12 protein-coding genes are annotated in these 16171 nt (G+C 55.0%); all 12 read left to right on the top strand.

Features of this window, described 5'->3' with window-relative positions:
• The first annotated feature begins 93 nt into the window (after positions 1–93).
• The 12 genes from MHZ89_RS09800 (at position 94) to MHZ89_RS09745 (ending at position 16073) form a co-directional block, all read left to right on the top strand.
• On the top strand, positions 94–945 hold the full coding sequence (locus tag MHZ89_RS09800) for an AraC family transcriptional regulator (protein ID WP_311783020.1): 852 nt from the start codon (positions 94–96) through the stop codon (positions 943–945).
• Between the two features lie 378 nt (positions 946–1323).
• Positions 1324–1608, top strand: a complete 285-nt coding sequence (locus MHZ89_RS09795) for a hypothetical protein (RefSeq protein ID WP_311782841.1) — start codon at positions 1324–1326, stop codon at positions 1606–1608.
• A gap of 183 nt (positions 1609–1791) precedes the next feature.
• Positions 1792–2286, top strand: a complete 495-nt coding sequence (gene tssB / locus MHZ89_RS09790; protein WP_311782840.1) for a type VI secretion system contractile sheath small subunit — start codon at positions 1792–1794, stop codon at positions 2284–2286.
• Between the two features lie 30 nt (positions 2287–2316).
• Complete coding sequence (gene tssC / locus MHZ89_RS09785; RefSeq protein WP_311782839.1) at positions 2317–3864, top strand: type VI secretion system contractile sheath large subunit; 1548 nt, start codon at positions 2317–2319, stop codon at positions 3862–3864.
• Positions 3865–3881: 17 nt separating this feature from the next.
• Entirely contained in the window at positions 3882–5222 is a 1341-nt protein-coding gene (gene tssK / locus MHZ89_RS09780; RefSeq protein ID WP_311782838.1) for a type VI secretion system baseplate subunit TssK, read from the top strand.
• On the top strand, positions 5219–5908 hold the full coding sequence (gene tssL / locus MHZ89_RS09775) for a type VI secretion system protein TssL, short form (protein WP_311782837.1): 690 nt from the start codon (positions 5219–5221) through the stop codon (positions 5906–5908). The genes tssK and tssL overlap by 4 nt, the downstream gene beginning before the upstream one ends.
• Positions 5905–7617, top strand: a complete 1713-nt coding sequence (locus MHZ89_RS09770; RefSeq protein WP_311782836.1) for an OmpA family protein — start codon at positions 5905–5907, stop codon at positions 7615–7617. The genes tssL and MHZ89_RS09770 overlap by 4 nt, the downstream gene beginning before the upstream one ends.
• 5 nt (positions 7618–7622) lie before the next feature.
• Positions 7623–8114: a type VI secretion system effector Hcp gene (gene hcp, locus MHZ89_RS09765; protein WP_023325816.1), complete on the top strand. Its 492-nt coding sequence runs from the start codon at positions 7623–7625 to the stop codon at positions 8112–8114.
• Between the two features lie 171 nt (positions 8115–8285).
• Positions 8286–10937, top strand: a complete 2652-nt coding sequence (tssH, locus tag MHZ89_RS09760; RefSeq protein ID WP_311782835.1) for a type VI secretion system ATPase TssH — start codon at positions 8286–8288, stop codon at positions 10935–10937.
• Positions 10934–13435 carry a type VI secretion system tip protein VgrG gene (locus MHZ89_RS09755; protein WP_311782834.1) on the top strand — a complete coding sequence of 834 codons (2502 nt, stop codon included), beginning with the start codon at positions 10934–10936 and terminating at the stop codon, positions 13433–13435. Before tssH ends, MHZ89_RS09755 begins: the two co-directional genes overlap by 4 nt.
• Before the next feature lie 2 nt (positions 13436–13437).
• A complete protein-coding gene (locus tag MHZ89_RS09750; protein ID WP_311782833.1) occupies positions 13438–14964 on the top strand; it encodes a lipase/acyltransferase domain-containing protein in 1527 nt (508 codons plus the stop codon).
• A gap of 107 nt (positions 14965–15071) precedes the next feature.
• Positions 15072–16073, top strand: coding sequence for a T6SS immunity protein Tli4 family protein (locus MHZ89_RS09745; protein ID WP_311782832.1), 1002 nt, complete (start codon positions 15072–15074; stop codon positions 16071–16073).
• Positions 16074–16171: the final 98 nt, after the last annotated feature.

The following is a 16171-nucleotide window of genomic DNA, read 5'->3' as shown; positions in this document are numbered from 1 at the left end:
GATAAGGCTGTTTTCTTTATGCGGCTCTTCATACACTGGGGATCTGTCAGCAGGAGAGCGCCCGTGAACACCCCGACCTATCAGACTTTTGATATGCTGCAACGCCATAAAGCCCAGCTGCGCCATCACGCCCGGCTTAATGACGGCACTCAGCTGGCGCACTGGTTCAACAGCGGCGATCGGGTCACTAATCTCAGCAATCACCATACTCTCAGCCTCTATATCGCTGACGGCTATGATACCTGGCATAAAACACCTTACGGCTGGCGGAACGGTGGTGGCCCGGATCGCTTCTGCCTGATGCCGTCTGGCGTGGAGTCCACCTGGGATCTGCGTTCCGATCTCTCATTCGTCCATCTTTATTGTACTGAAGCGCATCTGCGCCAGATGGCGGAAGAGATATGGGACCGCAGCCCGGCGCACCTTCAGCTGCACGAGAAGGTGTTTGCCAGCGACGATCGCATTACGCAGCTCTATCGTCATTTTCTGCTCAGCTGCGACTGGGCACAGCCCGCCAATCAGCTCATGCTGAGCAGCGCCTCGACCTTGCTGTTGACCCATTTGCTACAGCATTACAGCGAGGTGCGGTGGCACGCGCCGCAGACGCGGGGCGGTCTGGCGCCTGCTGTGCTGCGTCATCTGCTGGCCTTTATTGAAGCGCACCTCGATCAGCCGCTGACGCTGGCGCAGCTTAGCCAGCAGGCGTCGCTGAGCGAGTTTCACTTTGCGCGTATGTTTCGCCATTCGCTGGGCGAAGCGCCGCATCAGTATGTGATGCGGCGTCGCATGCAGCGCGCAAAAGAGATGCTGGCAGACAATTCGCTCTCTCTGACGGCTATCGCTTTTAGCTGCGGGTTTCATTCGCCCAGCCATTTCAGCAACCGCTTCAGGCAGATACATGGCGTCTCGCCTTCGGTCTACCGCAACAGCCAGCGTGGCGTATAAGCCGGACGCTATCCCTTCAGAACCCTGAGCAGGGCGGATATAACGCCTGAGAAGGGTAATCCCGCCGAGAGTAGCCTTTAAACTGATATTCCCCTGTTCAGATAAACGAAATTAATTCAACGCTTAACAAAACCCGTTAGCCTTCTTTCCAGATAAAAACGCATAGAATCATTATATTCTGAAGTTGGGTGGGTTAAATATATTTCTTATTCTTAACGTTATCCTTTCGCTCGCTTTTCTTTATATGTGCGGAATAATAGCATTTTGCAGATAGAAAAATATCCATTGAAATTACAGCTCGAACTTAAACAGAGTGTAGCTGTCTGAATATTTGCATTCTCATTTTGCAATATTTATTATCTCGAAGCGGGAAAATGATTGTCTTTTGGCAATGAGTTTTCCGTTTGTGATGGCTTTTGGTCGGTCATGGACGCGACTGATAATAAGTTATTGATTCAGGTAATTTCAAATTATGGCTTATTTTATAAGAGGGCATCCATTAATCCTGGCTGGAAAAATCTGCTGGCTAGCAACGAATGGTGTGGCGTATCTGCTTACCTGCCCAGTGGTATTTTTATAATTATTTCAGTAACTAAACCGCGATGCGACAGGGTTTTAATCAGGGTCTTCTTTGCAGGCCAGAGCGCTAAGCAGAAGTTTTAAAGTGGTCAGGTAATCTCTCCGGGCTAATAACTTTTTATTAACTTCGTGTGCAAAACATTTAATAGTTTCTAATAACGGGTTAAATGTTTGGTGGTTTGATTCCTGGAGATTCATTGCTCTATTATCTCGGCTGCAAAAGCATTGCGATCCCTGTCAAACAGCAATTCAATGAGGAACAGAATAATGGCTGATAGCTTCCAGAGCGAAGTGCCTAAAGCACGTATTAACCTTAAGCTCGATCTCCATACGGGCGGGGCAACTAAAAAGACGGAATTACCGCTGAAGTTACTGATTGCAGGCGATTTTAGTCATGGTCAGGAAACCGCGCCATTATCGGAGCGGAAGAAAATAAACGTAAATAAAAACAACTTTAACAGCGCGCTTTCTGAATATTTTCCAAAAGTGAATCTCACCATTAAGAATACGCTGGCTAACGACGGCAGCGAGGAGAATATCCACCTGGGTTTTCGGGATATGAAAGATTTTACGCCGGAGCAGGTGGCGCGGCAGATCCCACAGCTTAAAGCGATGCTTGCGATGCGTAATCTGCTCCGCGATCTGAAAGCGAATTTGCTGGATAACCAGGCTTTCCGTAAAGAGCTGGAAAAAATCCTGCTCGACCCGGCGCTGAGCGCGGAACTACGCAGCGAGTTGTCGGCACTGGCACCGAAGGCTTAACGGCATCAACAAGTTAATGAATGAAAGGGAATGCTTATGACTCTTCAAAATGAAAATGCGGCTGGCGGCGAAAGCCTGGTGCAGGAGCGTCCGGAAGCGGGCAGCGTTTACGCTTCGTTGTTCAGGAAAATCAATTTAAACCCCGTCTCAAAGCTGAGCGCGCTGGATATCTGGCAGGATGCGCAAGCCATGTCTGACGCTACCGCCGATGAACGTCTGACCGCCGGCATGCAGGTTTTTCTGGAGTGCCTGAGCAAAGCAGGCTCAACCGTCAGGAAGCTGGATAAAACCCTGATCGATCACCATATCGCCGAGCTGGACTACCAGATTAGCCGTCAGCTGGATGCGGTGATGCATCATGAAGATTTCCAGGCCGTGGAGTCGCTGTGGCGCGGCGTAAAGTCGCTGGTAGACAAAACGGATTTTCGTCAGAACGTGAAGATTGAACTGCTGGATATGTCCAAAGAAGACCTGCGTCAGGACTTCGAAGACAGCCCTGAAATCATCCAGAGCGGACTGTATAAACATACATATATTGATGAGTATGACACCCCAGGTGGAGAGCCTATCGCTGCGCTGATTTCTGCCTATGAATTCGATGCGTCTGCGCAGGATGTTGCCCTGCTGCGCAACATTTCAAAAGTGTCTGCCGCAGCGCATATGCCGTTTATCGGCTCTGCCGGCTCGAAATTCTTCCTCAAGGATTCGATGGAAGAGGTGGCAGCCATTAAGGATATCGGCAACTACTTTGACCGCGCTGAATATATCAAGTGGAAATCCTTCCGTGAGACGGACGATGCCCGCTATATCGGTCTGGTGATGCCGCGTGTGCTTGGTCGCCTGCCGTATGGCCCGGACACCGTGCCCGTACGCAGCTTTAACTATGTCGAGGAGGTCAAAGGCCCCGATCACGACAAATATTTGTGGACCAACGCCTCGTTTGCCTTCGCCGCCAATATGGTGCGCAGCTTTATCAACAACGGCTGGTGCGTACAGATCCGTGGCCCGCAGGCGGGCGGCGCAGTGCAGGATCTGCCGATTCATCTCTACGATCTCGGCACCGGCAACCAGGTCAAGATCCCGTCAGAAGTGATGATCCCGGAAACCCGCGAGTTTGAGTTTGCGAATCTGGGCTTTATTCCTCTAAGTTACTATAAAAATAGAGATTATTCCTGCTTCTTCAGCGCTAACTCCACTCAGAAACCTGCACTGTACGATACGGCGGATGCCACGGCCAATAGCCGTATCAATGCGCGCCTGCCTTACATCTTCCTGCTGTCACGCATTGCTCATTACCTGAAGCTGATTCAGCGGGAAAACATCGGCACCACCAAAGATCGCCGTCTGCTAGAGCTTGAGCTCAACACCTGGGTTCGCAGTCTGGTGACCGAAATGACCGACCCGGGCGACGAGCTGCAGGCTTCTCACCCGCTGCGTGACGCCAAAGTGGTGGTGGAAGACATTGAAGACAACCCGGGCTTCTTCCGCGTGAAGCTGTTCGCTATTCCGCATTTCCAGGTAGAAGGCATGGACGTCAACCTGTCGCTGGTTTCCCAGATGCCGAAGGCGAAATCATAAACTAAGGCAGGAAGCCAATGAAAACGGAACAACCGTTCTGGGGCAGGGGCGTTATGGTCTCTCCCCAGCACTTCCAGCAACAGGCCGCGTACGCGTCCTGGTCTGCGGAGTGCATTGCCCGACTGAGTCTCTCTCATCCCTGGGGAATGATTGGGGCCACTTTCGAAACGGATGCACTGAAGCTGGGCCGCCTGCAGGCCCGTCATCTGCACATCCGTTTTCCCGATGGCACGCTTATCGACACGGATAATGCTGACGACCTGCCGCCGGTGCTGGCGCTTGAGGGCGAATCACGGGATGTGGTGGTGGTTCTGGCCCTTCCGCTGCTTCGGGCGAATGGCGGCAACTGTCTTAAATCTGATGAGGTGGCAGATCGCCCTGTTCGCTATCGCCAGCGCTGGCGGGATGTTCGCAATATCTTCGGGGACGATACCCGTCAGATTGCAGTGATGCAGCCCGAGCTGACGCTGCGTTTCGCCCATCAGAACAACAGTGATTACCTGACCTGCCCGGTAGCCCGTCTGCAGCAAGACTCTCAGGGCGCATGGGGGCTGGATGAAACGTTTCTCCCCCCGCTCCTGACCATCCAGGGCAGTCGCTGGCTGGTAACTCAGCTGGAACAGCTGATGACGCAACTGCGTGCCCGTCTGAGTCGACTGATGGCCATGCGTCGTGAAAGTAACGAACGCATGGCCGATTTTGCCGTAGCTGATGTGTCTCTGTTCTGGCTGCTCAATGCCCTGAACAGCGCAGAACCCGTGCTCGGACAGCTTCAGCGCCACCCGCAAAGTCCACCAGAGCGTCTGTACCCGGAACTGGCACGCCTTGCGGGCAGTCTGCTGACCTTCTCGCTTAAGCATCAGGTGAGTGATATTCCGGTCTGGCAGCATGAGCAACTGAATAACGTCTTCCCGCCGCTCTTTGACCTACTGGGCGATCTGCTGGAAGCCAGCCTGCCGTCGCGGGTGGTAGCGATTGAGCTTGAGCATGATGCCCGGCTTCATTTCTGGCAGGCCCGTCTGCATGACCCACGCCTGCGTGAAGGGGCGGATTACTACCTCTCCGTGCGTTCACCGATACCGGTGGCACAGCTGCAGGAACAGTTCCCGCGCCAGTGCAAGGTCGGCAGTCCCGATCATGTCAGGAGTATCGTCAATTCATCTCGGGTGGGCGTGCCGCTGACGCCGCTGCGTCATGTGCCGGCCGCCATTCCACTGCGTCTGGAAAACCAGTATTTCAGCCTTGATATCTCTCATCCTCTGGCCAGCGAAATGCTGCAGGGCGGCACCTGTATGTTTTACGTGCCGGGCATGCTCGGCGAGCCAGAACTTGAGCTCTTTGCGGTAATGAGAACATGAGTGAGCCTAAACGCAGCACTGCTGCGTCGATTGATATTGATGCCCTTCTGCAGGACACCTGGCTGCAGGTAATCAGCCTGCGTCACGGTCCGACATTTCAGGATGGAGAAGGGCGCACGTTGTGGGAGCGCTGCATTGCTGATGTCGAACGCGTGCAGCGTGAGCTGAAAGCGAGCGAACTCGATGAAGCCAGCTGTCAGCATATTCTCACTGCACAGTGTGCGCTGCTTGATGAGGCGGTCAAAGGTCGTGGCGTGGAAGATGACGCTTGTGTGCAGTGGTATGACATTCCCCTGCAGGGGCACTTCCTCGGCACCATGGACGCCGGTGATACGCTGTGCGATCGGATGCGTGATGTGCTGCGTGAACCGGCGCCCAACCACGTTGTTGTGACCTGCTTCCAGCGGGTCATGATGCTGGGGTTCCTCGGCAGTTTCCGTTCTCTGAACGACCCGGAGCGCCAGAAACTCGTCAGTGCCCTCAGTGAATATGTCCCCCCGTTTAGCTATCCGCAGACTCACCCGGTACTGGCAGAAAGCCGTACCGGACGAGGTATGGGCGGCTGGCTGGCGTCATGGCCCGTGCGTATCGGCCTGAGCGTGGTGGTGGTCGCCGCACTCTGGTGGGGACTGGATTACTGGCTGGATCAGACGCTGTTGAGTCTGCTGCCGGGAGCCGTGAAATGAGTCCTGCACAACAGCGCGGGCTTGCGCTGTGGGCCGCCCTGCTGAGTGCAGTGGTCTGCCTGGGTTTCCTGCCGGGCTCTCGCCTGGTTTCTTTGCTCATTCTGCTGGCAGTGCTTGGGCTTATCCTGGCGTTCTGGACTATCGGCAGTCGTCGTGCGGGGTATAACGTCACCCTGTGTCTGGATGACCTCCCCGAAGCCACTTACCGTCAGCCCGTGGTGCTGGTCTGTGGCGATCTGCCGCTGGCATGTATGCAGCACTCACCGGTGCTCACGGTCACGCAGGGATGCTGGATCCGCGTGGAGGATCATCAGGATCTGGAGCAGGCAGCCCGCCAGGTACTGGGGTTACGCCCTGACTGGGGGCGCCAGCTGTCGGTGATGGTCAGCGTCTGTCCGCAGAAACACGCCGACAGCGAGCGCCTTACCAGTCGTCTGTTGGCCCTGCGCTGGCAAATCAGCCGACTGCGTAAAGAAACAGGTCATTCTGTGCCGCTGGTTCTGAATGGTCAGATTGGCAGCGCGATGACGAATGACCTGCTCTGGCAGGCGGCTATCCCGGGAGAAGGCGTGAGGGTCTGGCATGAGTCTTCAGCGCCAGCCTCAGTCGCTGCATGGGTCACCACCGGTGGGTCGCCTGCGATGCAGCAACAGGTGTTGATGAACAGCCTGACAGGCTGGTTCCGTCAGCACGTCCAGGCTGTCTTTATGGATGAGAACCCCGATGTACCGGTCATTGTACCTGTTGCGGTGCTGTGGGGAATGGGTCCGATCCTCGCCGGAAGTCTGGCCACATCGGCCTGGACGGCCTGGCTTTCCCGTCACACTGCAATGCAGCAGGTGGCGGGCTGGCGGCCAGTGGGAACGGACAGTACGGTTATCTCCCCCTTCCCGGATTTTATCCTGCCACTGCTACCGGAAGGGCGAGGCCTGACGCCTCGTGGGCGAGCCTTCCGTTGTGCGCTCTGGCTTTTCACGCTGGCGGCGATTGCAGCGCTGCTCAGTAGTGGCTGGAACAATCGCCAGTTGCTGCAGCGTGTGAGTTTCGATATTGCCCGCTATGACCGTATCCCGGCGCATGATTTCGGCCCAAAAGCCGACGCCGTTGCCGTCCTGCGTGACGATGCGGCAGAGCTGGATGGCCAGGCGCGCAATGGCGTACCGATGCGGATGGGCCTCGGTCTGTATCAGGGGGAACGTCTACGGATGCCGGTGCTGGAAGCGATCCGCTCGTATGTGCCGCCACCTCCGCCACCCAAACCGCAGCCGACCCCAAAACCGGTACCGACAATTGTGAGGCTCGACAGCATGTCGCTGTTCGATTCCGGCAAGTTCGTGCTGAAAGCGGGCTCCACCAAAATGCTGGTTAATTCCCTGGTCGGCGTTAAGGCGAAGCCAGGCTGGCTGATTGTCGTGTCCGGGCATACCGATAACACCGGCAATCCGCAACTGAACCAGACGCTGTCCCTGAAACGTGCTGAAGCGGTACGCAACTGGATGCGTGACACCGGCGACGTGCCGGAAAGTTGTTTTGCAGTGCAGGGTTATGGCGAGAACCGCCCGATAGCAACCAATGACACCCCGGAAGGCCGTGCGCTCAACCGTCGTGTCGAAATCAGTCTGGTACCGCAGGCGAACGCCTGTCAGATACCCGGCAAACACCCGGCGCCATCGCAGGATGATGGCGCATCACAATCAAATGGAGAGTAAATCTTATGGCAATTCCTGTTTATCTTTGGCTGAAAGACGACGGCGGTGCGGACATTAAAGGTTCTGTGGACGTCCAGGATCGTGAAGGCAGCATCGAAGTGGTGGCGCAGGAGCATAACCTCTACATCCCGACTGATAACAACACCGGCAAGCTGACCGGCACCCGTATCCACACGCCGTTCCTGTTCACGAAGGAAATCGACTCCTCCAGCCCGTACCTCTACAAGGCTGTGACCACCGGTCAGACCCTCAAGTCTGCGGAATTCAAGTGGTACAAAATCAACGACGCGGGCCAGGAAGTGGAGTACTTCAACACCAAACTGGAAAACGTGAAGGTGGTGAAAGTGAATCCTGAAATGTACGACATCAAGGATCCTTCTAAAGAGAAGCACAACCATCTTGAACGCGTTGAACTGCGTTACGAAAAAATCACCTGGACCTACAAAGACGGCAACATCATTCATTCCGATTCCTGGAACGAACGCGCCACCGCGTAAGCCCGATGCGGACAGGGCCCTGTCCGCAGTTTTTTGCTGAGTGCCTGTCTGAAACGGGCTTTCAGCAAAGAAAACCACAAACTGCCAGCCTGACCATATGCGCTTTGGTCCCCTTCACGGGAAACAGCGATGGGCGGTAGCGTGTCCAGGAACCGACAAAGAGAGAGATTCATGGAAAATCCAGCCATCCTGTTGCGACGTCTGAACCCTTACTGTGCCCGTGCGATGGAAGGGGCGGCTTCGCTCTGCCAGAACCGTGCCCATGCGGAAATTTTGCCGGAACACTGGCTGCTGAAGCTGCTCGAACAGGGGGAAGGTGACCTGACGGTGCTGGCACGCCGCTACGAGTGGGATATGGATGCACTGTGGCAGGTGTTACTCGGCTGGCTGGATAATCAACCGCGTACGGTACGCAGCCGCCCGCAGCTATCCGCGGATATTCAGAAACTGATGCAGGAAGCCTGGATGCAGGCCTCACTTGCCGGAGAGGAAAGTATCCGCAGTGTGCACCTGCTGATGGCGCTGACGGAAAAACCGAAACTGGCACGTTGTGACGGCCTTTGGCCGCTATTAACACTTGGTCAGAGCCAGCTGGAGCGCCTGCGACCTCTGCTGGATGCGCAATCGGATGAACGTCCGGAAATGCAGCGTGAAGATGAACTGGCACAGAGCCACGGTGGTGAGGTGGAGTTTGTCGGGCGTCCGGCTGGTGTGGAAATGAAAGAGGGGGAACTGAGCCCTGCGCTGCAGAACGCGCTGGATAAATTCACCCTCGATGTCACCGCCAAAGCGAAAGAGGGCAAGATTGACCCGGTGTTCGGCCGTGACACGGAAATCCGCCAGATGGTGGATATTCTCTCGCGCCGTCGCAAAAACAACCCAATCCTGGTTGGTGAGCCGGGTGTCGGTAAAACGGCACTGGTCGAAGGCCTGGCACTGCGTATCGCCGAAGGTAATGTGCCGGAATCCCTTAAGCCGGTCATCCTGCGTACCCTCGACCTTGGCCTGTTACAGGCGGGCGCGGGCGTGAAAGGCGTATTTGAGCAGCGCCTGAAAAACGTCATCGATGCCGTGCAGCAGTCACCCACCCCGATTTTGCTGTTTATCGATGAAGCCCACACCATTATCGGTGCCGGTAACCAGGCGGGGGGCGCGGATGCGGCTAATCTGCTGAAACCGGCGCTGGCCCGTGGTGAACTGCGCACCATCGCCGCCACCACCTGGTCTGAGTACAAGCAGTATTTTGAGCGCGATGCCGCGCTGGAGCGCCGCTTCCAGATGGTGAAGGTGGACGAGCCGGATGATGACGCCGCGTGCCTGATGCTGCGCGGCCTGAAATCCCGCTATGCCGAGCACCACAACGTACATATCACCGATGACGCAGTCCGTGCCGCGGTCACGCTATCGCGCCGCTACCTGACCGGTCGTCAGTTGCCGGACAAGGCTGTTGATCTACTGGATACCGCCGCGGCACGCGTGCGCATGAGCCTCGACACGGTGCCGGAACAAATTGTGCGCCTGAAAGCGCAGCTGAATGCACTGGCGCTGGAAGAACAGGCGCTGCTGGAAGATATCGCAGCCGGCAGCAACCGCGATGGTGACCGCCTGGGTGTCATTGAGCAGCAGCGGGCAGAACTGGAAGCGCGTATTGCGGAACAGGAAGCGCGTTTCAGCAACGAAAAGGCACTGGCACAGCAGCTGATGGCCAGCCGCCAGGGCATCAGCCAGCAGGCTGAGATATCCGACCTGTATCAGCTCGGACAGGCACAACAAGGTGACGTACTGGTTCAGGTGGATGTGGACGCCCGTACGGTCGCGAACGTGATTGCCGACTGGACCGGCGTGCCGCTGTCTTCCCTGATGAAAGACGAGCAGACCGAACTGCTGACGCTGGAAAATGAAATCGGCAGCCGTGTTGTCGGCCAGGATGTTTCCCTTGAGGCTATAGCCCAGCGCCTTCGCGCGGCAAATACGGGGCTGACATCAGAGAATGGTCCGCAGGGCGTGTTCCTGCTGGTCGGCCCGAGTGGTGTCGGCAAAACCGAAACCGCGCTGGCGCTGGCGGATGTGCTGTACGGCGGTGAAAAATCGCTGATTACCATCAACCTGTCCGAATACCAGGAGCCGCATACCGTTTCTCAGCTGAAAGGCTCACCGCCGGGCTATGTCGGTTATGGTCAGGGCGGCATTCTCACCGAAGCCGTGCGCAAGCGTCCGTACAGCGTGGTGCTGCTGGATGAAGTAGAGAAAGCTCACCGCGACGTAATGAACCTGTTCTACCAGGTGTTCGACCGTGGCTTTATGCGCGACGGCGAAGGACGTGAAATCGACTTCCGTAACACCGTTATCCTGATGACCTCGAACCTCGGCAGCGACCAACTGATGCAGCTGCTGGATGAGCAGCCGGACGCCACTGAAGCAGACCTGCACGAACTGCTGCGCCCGATTTTACGCGACCACTTCCAGCCGGCGCTGCTGGCCCGCTTCCAGACCGTGATTTACCGCCCGCTGGCCGAAGCGGCCATGCGTACCATCGTGGAAATGAAGCTGTCACAGGTCAGCAAGCGCTTACATCGTCACTACGGCCTGACCACGCAGATTGATGAGAGCCTGTATGACGCGCTGGCCGCCGCCTGCCTGCTGCCGGACACCGGCGCACGCAACGTCGACAGTCTGCTCAATCAACAAATTCTGCCAGTGCTGAGTCAGCAGCTGCTGAGCCACATGGCCGCCAGACAGAAACCACAGTCGCTATGCCTTAGCTGGAGTGATGAAGAGGGGATCGTGCTGGAGTTTGACCGTACACAAGGAGTGCGCGCATGAGCAGTAATCCCCCGATCAGATTCAGCCACAACCATCACCTGCTGGCGGTGAAGGGATGTGACGCAGAGCTCGATGTACTGGCGTTTGAAGGCGACGAAGCCCTGAGCACGCCGTTCAGCTACCGTATTGAATTCACAAGCTCTGACCATGCCATCAGCAAAGAGATGATGCTGATGAAGCCCGGCTCGCTGACGCTGCAGGCCCCGGTTGACCAGGGTTACGGCATCAAAATACAGCAGCCAGTGCGGGTGATTCAGGGCGTGGTCACGGGTTTTGAACGTCTCAACACCTCAAAAGATGAAACCCACTATGCCCTGACGTTGCAGCCACGCCTGGCGCTGCTCGACCGTTCGCACCAGAACGCCATTTATCAGGACATGTCCGTTCCGCAAGTCGTGGAAAAAATCCTGCGCGAACGTCACGGTATGCGCGGCCAGGATTTTCTGTTCTCGCTTTCAAAAGCGTACCCGCGCCGTGAGCAGGTGATGCAGTACGCCGAGGACGACCTGCACTTTATCACCCGCCTGCTGGGGGAAGTCGGCATCTGGTTTCGCTTCACCACCGACACGCGCCTCAACATTGACGTGGTGGCGTTTTACGACAGCCAGCAGGGTTACGAGAAAGGCCCGACCCTGCCGTCAGTACCGCCGTCGGGCCAGCATTCAAAAGGCGTGGATTCGGTCTGGGGAATGGAATGCCATCATAACGTGGTGCAGAAGCAGGTCAGCACCCGGGACTACAACTACCGTCAGGCCACGCAGGACATGAACACCCTGGTGGATGCGGCCCGCGGGGACGCGACCACGTACGGGGAAGCGTACCACTATGCCGACAATTATCTGACGCCGGGCAGCGCGCATGACCGCAATCCGGTTCCGGAGTCCGGGGCGTTTTATGCCCGCATTCGTCACGAGCGCTACCTGAATGGCCAGACCCGGACGAAGGCCATCACCAGCTGTCCGACCCTCTTTCCGGGTCAGGTGCTGAAGGTCACCGGCGGTTACGAAGTGGCCGAGGTGTTCAGCAAGGGCGTGGTCATTACGGCGATGCGCACGCATGCCCGCCGTGATAAGGACTTTGCGGTTGATTTTGACGGTATTCCGGATAACACCGGTTTTGGTTTCCGCCCGGAACCCGGCAACCAGCCGGTGATGGCCGGTACCCTGCCGGCCCGCGTCACCAGCACCACTGAAAACGACATCTACGGCCATATCGATAAAGACGGTCGTTATCGCGTCAATATGCTGTTTGACCGGGATACCTGGGAAACCGGATCCGAGAGCCTGTGGGTGCGCCAGTCCCGCCCGTATGCAGGGGACACTTACGGTCTGCACCTGCCGCTGCTGGCGGGCACCGAAGTGGCGATTGGCTTTGAGGACGGCAACCCGGACCGGCCGTACATTGCCGGCGTGCTGCACGACTCGGCGCACGGCGACCACGTCACCATCCGCAACTACAAACGCAACGTCCTGCGTACCCCGGCGAACAACAAAATCCGCCTCGACGACGAGCGCGGAAAAGAGCATATCAAGGTCAGCACGGAGTACGGCGGCAAGAGCCAGCTGAACCTCGGGCACCTGGTCGACAGTGAAAAGCAGAAGCGCGGTGAGGGTTTTGAACTCAGAACCGACAGCTGGGGCGCCATCCGGGCGCAGAAAGGGATGTTTATCAGCGCTGACGGGCAGACGAAAGCGCAGGGCCAGGTGCTGGATATGCAGGCAGCGATGAGCCATCTGGAGCAGGCGCGGTCGCTGGTTGAATCGTTACGCAGCGCGGCAGAAGCGGCGAGGGCAGAACTGGCAGATGTACAGACGCAGAAGGCGCTGCTGTCAGAAGCGCTGACGGATTTAAAGAAGGCGGCGTTGCTGGTCTCGGCGCCGGAAGGGATAGCGCAGGTGACAGGAAAAAGCCTGCAGCAGTCGGCGGGAGACAACATCATCAGCACCAGCGGCGGGCATACAGATTTCAGCGCGCTGAAAAGATTCACCGTGGCGGCCGGGGAGCGGGTAAGTCTGTATGCGCAAAGGCTGGGCATCAAAATGTTTGCCGGCAAAGGGAAGGTGGAGATCCAGGCGCAGGGGGATGAGATGACGCTGGATGCGCTGAAGGATATCCGTATCAGCAGCAGCGAGGGAAAGCTCATCATCAGCGCGAAGCAGGAAATCATTCTCACCAGCGGAGGCGGTTATATCCGGATAGCGGACGGAACGGTGGAGTGTGCGGCGCCGGACAAAATCATCGAGCGCGGGGCGGTGTGGCAGAAGTTTGGTGGACAGAGTATAAGCCAGGCGGCCCAGAAGTGGGAAAACGCGAATTTTTCTTATACGCCTAAGGCGATTGATGCCTACGATGGGTCAGCTCTGGCAGCGCAGAAAATGGCCATTCAGGGTGAGGATGCAGCCAGTCAAACCGTCTCAACCTCTGAAGATGGAAAAGGCAATTTAATGAAGCAGGTTAATGTGGTGACGGACAAACTGCGGTTCGAGGGAGAAAAATAACCATGACTCTAGCAGCAGAAAACGAGATCGTGAGCCGACCAGAATATGATGAAAATGGGCGAGCGTACTACAACATGCCTAATGGCAGAGCGGAAGACAATCTGGTGGTTGCCTGTCCTAAAGTGGCGGAAAAGGTGATCCCGGTTATTTTTCTGCCTGGAGTCATGGGGTCGAATCTTAAAAAGATAGATTCTGATAAAAAAGTCTGGCATGCAGACATGTATCAGGGCGTAGATGCGCTGGCATGGCTGTCTAGGTCAAAAGAACAAAGAAAAGCCTTGCTGGATCCTCTTACCACCGAAGTCGATTTAACGGGAAAGATACTTTACGACGATCTTGACGGCAGAGGGTTTCCCTCCAGAGCGGCCCGTGGCTGGGGCAGTGCGCTTTACAAAAGCTACGGTGAACCTCTCCATGTGCTTCAGTGCATGCTGAATGACGGTCATATTCTGATTGATAACCTGATCAATGGCACCTGCAGGCGAACGCCCCGCCAGTTACTGATTGGTGAAAATTTAGGTGCAGAGAAAGGCGAAGATGCGCTGACTGAGCCTGAGGTCAGGCGGAGTTATGATTACCTTTTTCCCGTGCATGTTTTTGGCTATAACTGGCTGCAGTCAAACGCTGATTCGGCCGCGTCTCTCGAGCAATATATCAGTGAGACCTTAGGCACTTATCACGGCAGGCTTGCTGTCAATAAAGTCATTCTGGTCACCCACTCCATGGGGGGCCTGGTGGCCCGATATTATTCAGAACAAATGAACGGCAGAGACAATATCCTGGGTATTGTGCATGGCGTTATGCCTGATCTGGGATCGCCGGCGGCGTATCGCCGAATGAAGACCGGAGAGCGGGGTATTGTCGGAGCGGTAATTGGCGCTGACGCAGCAAACCTGATGCCGGTACTGGCCCAGTCACCCGGCCCTCTGCAACTGCTGCCGGGTAAAGCCTACGGGCCGGGTTGGCTGAAAATTAACGGCACGGTAAATATGAATAAGCCGGAGTCTGACCCTTACACGGAAATTTATCTGAATGAAAGTGACTGGTGGCGGCTGTGTGAGAAAGAATTGCTGCTGGATGACAGGGTTGTGGAATGGGAGAGATATAAGGACATAATCAAAAATGATGTCATAAAGTTTATAGAAAATTTAAACGGCAAATATCATCCCAATACCTGTGCATTTTATGGTGCCAGTGAAAAATACCCTTCAGACGATCATCTGATATGGCAGCAGATCCCGGCACCGAGACCGGTTATGGGCGTACCGCTGGAGCTTCCCGTTTATCGCCATGCAGCAGGGAACACGTTTGAATTGACCTCCTCCGGCAGCGCCGGGGACGGAACCGTACCAGTACGGGCCGGCAGGATTAGATTTGCCGGGATCCGCTCGCTGCTTGCCACCGATGTCGATCATGAAGGTGCCTATGCCGTGGGGGATACCACTACGGAAAACGGTCTTTCTGTTGCGATGAAGTTCACGTTACGCTCGATTATAAAAATGGCCGGGGAGGTCACCTCATGCGGGTAAGGCATTTATGGATGGGCTTATTTGTTGTCATTCTTATTCTTTCCATAGTTTTCTGGTTACTCACCCGCTCGTGGCCGGTAGCCCCTTTAACGGCAAAGGAAAAACAAATGACGGATAAACTATTTGAACAGACCAGACCTCAGTGCATTGGCCGCTATCTTTTTGATGTGCCCGCTTCATTCAATAATGTTGCGATGGGTCAGGTAAAGATCAATGAAATGAGAATTGCCAGCAAGCGGCTGTATCCTCCGGCGTTTGCACAACGTATCCGGTTACGTGAACAGGAGTTAAAAAATAGTCCTACAGTTGATCCCGAAGACCTTCCTTATCTGAAACAGGTATACCGAATAAATAATAATGCAGTTATTTTTGATCGAAATAAAAACGGGAGTGTTCCGGGGTTTGGGAGAGTTCTTGAAGGGCATCTTTATAGTAATGGCGTGGCATTCATCGTAACAACTCAGATTCGGGATTTATCTGATCCTAAATATAAAAAAGACAAAGAAGATTATTTGAACAGTGGAACTTCTGAAAATGCACTGAACAATAAACATCAGAAGCTGGCTGAAATGCAAAGCCTGCTATCCAGATTAAAGGGAAGAAAGGATGAAGAAGTGCCAACACTGCCTGGTATCTGTATTCCGGAAGGTTTTATTATTGATACAAATATGACATCGAAAGATGATATTACTTTGATATATAAGCCAGTTGATTTTGAGATTATCGTTAACAGTAATAATACTCTGGGTAAAGACAACACATTACTGGAACGAGGTGATGAAATAAATGCTGCCCTCATCAGGGTTGGTGCCCATACTCTCAAGAAAGGCCCTGTAAAGTTGCCAGACATAGATGCAGAAGAATGGCTGATGAAAGGTAAGCAGGACATCTATCAACCAGAAGAGAAAAAAGTTAATTACTATACGTTTCAATTTTACGGTAATGAAAAAAATGGTGATTTGAAACATCCCGTATTCTCTGTTGAGTTACATAACTCTGGTAAGGAAACGAAAACCTATACGGATTCACAGCTGGTTGATATCTGGGACAGGATCACCAGAACGTTCAGGTACCGAACTGGATCAGCTCCGGGAAACACCAGGCAGTAAATGTATCTTAAATAAGAGAGGTCTAAAAATATTTCAGATGCTGGTTTTAATTTTGAGATAACCACCTGCTGCTAATCTACAGGATCCCATAAATTGAA

The organism is Pantoea sp. ACRSB, assembly GCF_022346905.1.
GTDB lineage: Bacteria > Pseudomonadota > Gammaproteobacteria > Enterobacterales > Enterobacteriaceae > Pantoea > Pantoea piersonii.
Note: the sequence above shows the minus strand (reverse complement) of the source record. Positions and strands in the feature narration are given on the sequence as shown.

What these genes read in the sequence shown, in the direction of transcription:
- MHZ89_RS09800 (WP_311783020.1), top strand. Translation starts at nt 94, where the DNA reads ATGCTGCAACGCCATAAAGCCCAGCTGCGCCATCACGCCCGGCTTAAT.
- tssB (WP_311782840.1), top strand. Translation starts at nt 1,792, where the DNA reads ATGGCTGATAGCTTCCAGAGCGAAGTGCCTAAAGCACGTATTAACCTT.
- tssC (WP_311782839.1), top strand. Translation starts at nt 2,317, where the DNA reads ATGCTTATGACTCTTCAAAATGAAAATGCGGCTGGCGGCGAAAGCCTG.
- tssK (WP_311782838.1), top strand. Translation starts at nt 3,882, where the DNA reads ATGAAAACGGAACAACCGTTCTGGGGCAGGGGCGTTATGGTCTCTCCC.
- tssL (WP_311782837.1), top strand. Translation starts at nt 5,219, where the DNA reads ATGAGTGAGCCTAAACGCAGCACTGCTGCGTCGATTGATATTGATGCC.
- MHZ89_RS09770 (WP_311782836.1), top strand. Translation starts at nt 5,905, where the DNA reads ATGAGTCCTGCACAACAGCGCGGGCTTGCGCTGTGGGCCGCCCTGCTG.
- hcp (WP_023325816.1), top strand. Translation starts at nt 7,623, where the DNA reads ATGGCAATTCCTGTTTATCTTTGGCTGAAAGACGACGGCGGTGCGGAC.
- tssH (WP_311782835.1), top strand. Translation starts at nt 8,286, where the DNA reads ATGGAAAATCCAGCCATCCTGTTGCGACGTCTGAACCCTTACTGTGCC.
- MHZ89_RS09755 (WP_311782834.1), top strand. Translation starts at nt 10,934, where the DNA reads ATGAGCAGTAATCCCCCGATCAGATTCAGCCACAACCATCACCTGCTG.
- MHZ89_RS09750 (WP_311782833.1), top strand. Translation starts at nt 13,438, where the DNA reads ATGACTCTAGCAGCAGAAAACGAGATCGTGAGCCGACCAGAATATGAT.
- MHZ89_RS09745 (WP_311782832.1), top strand. Translation starts at nt 15,072, where the DNA reads ATGACGGATAAACTATTTGAACAGACCAGACCTCAGTGCATTGGCCGC.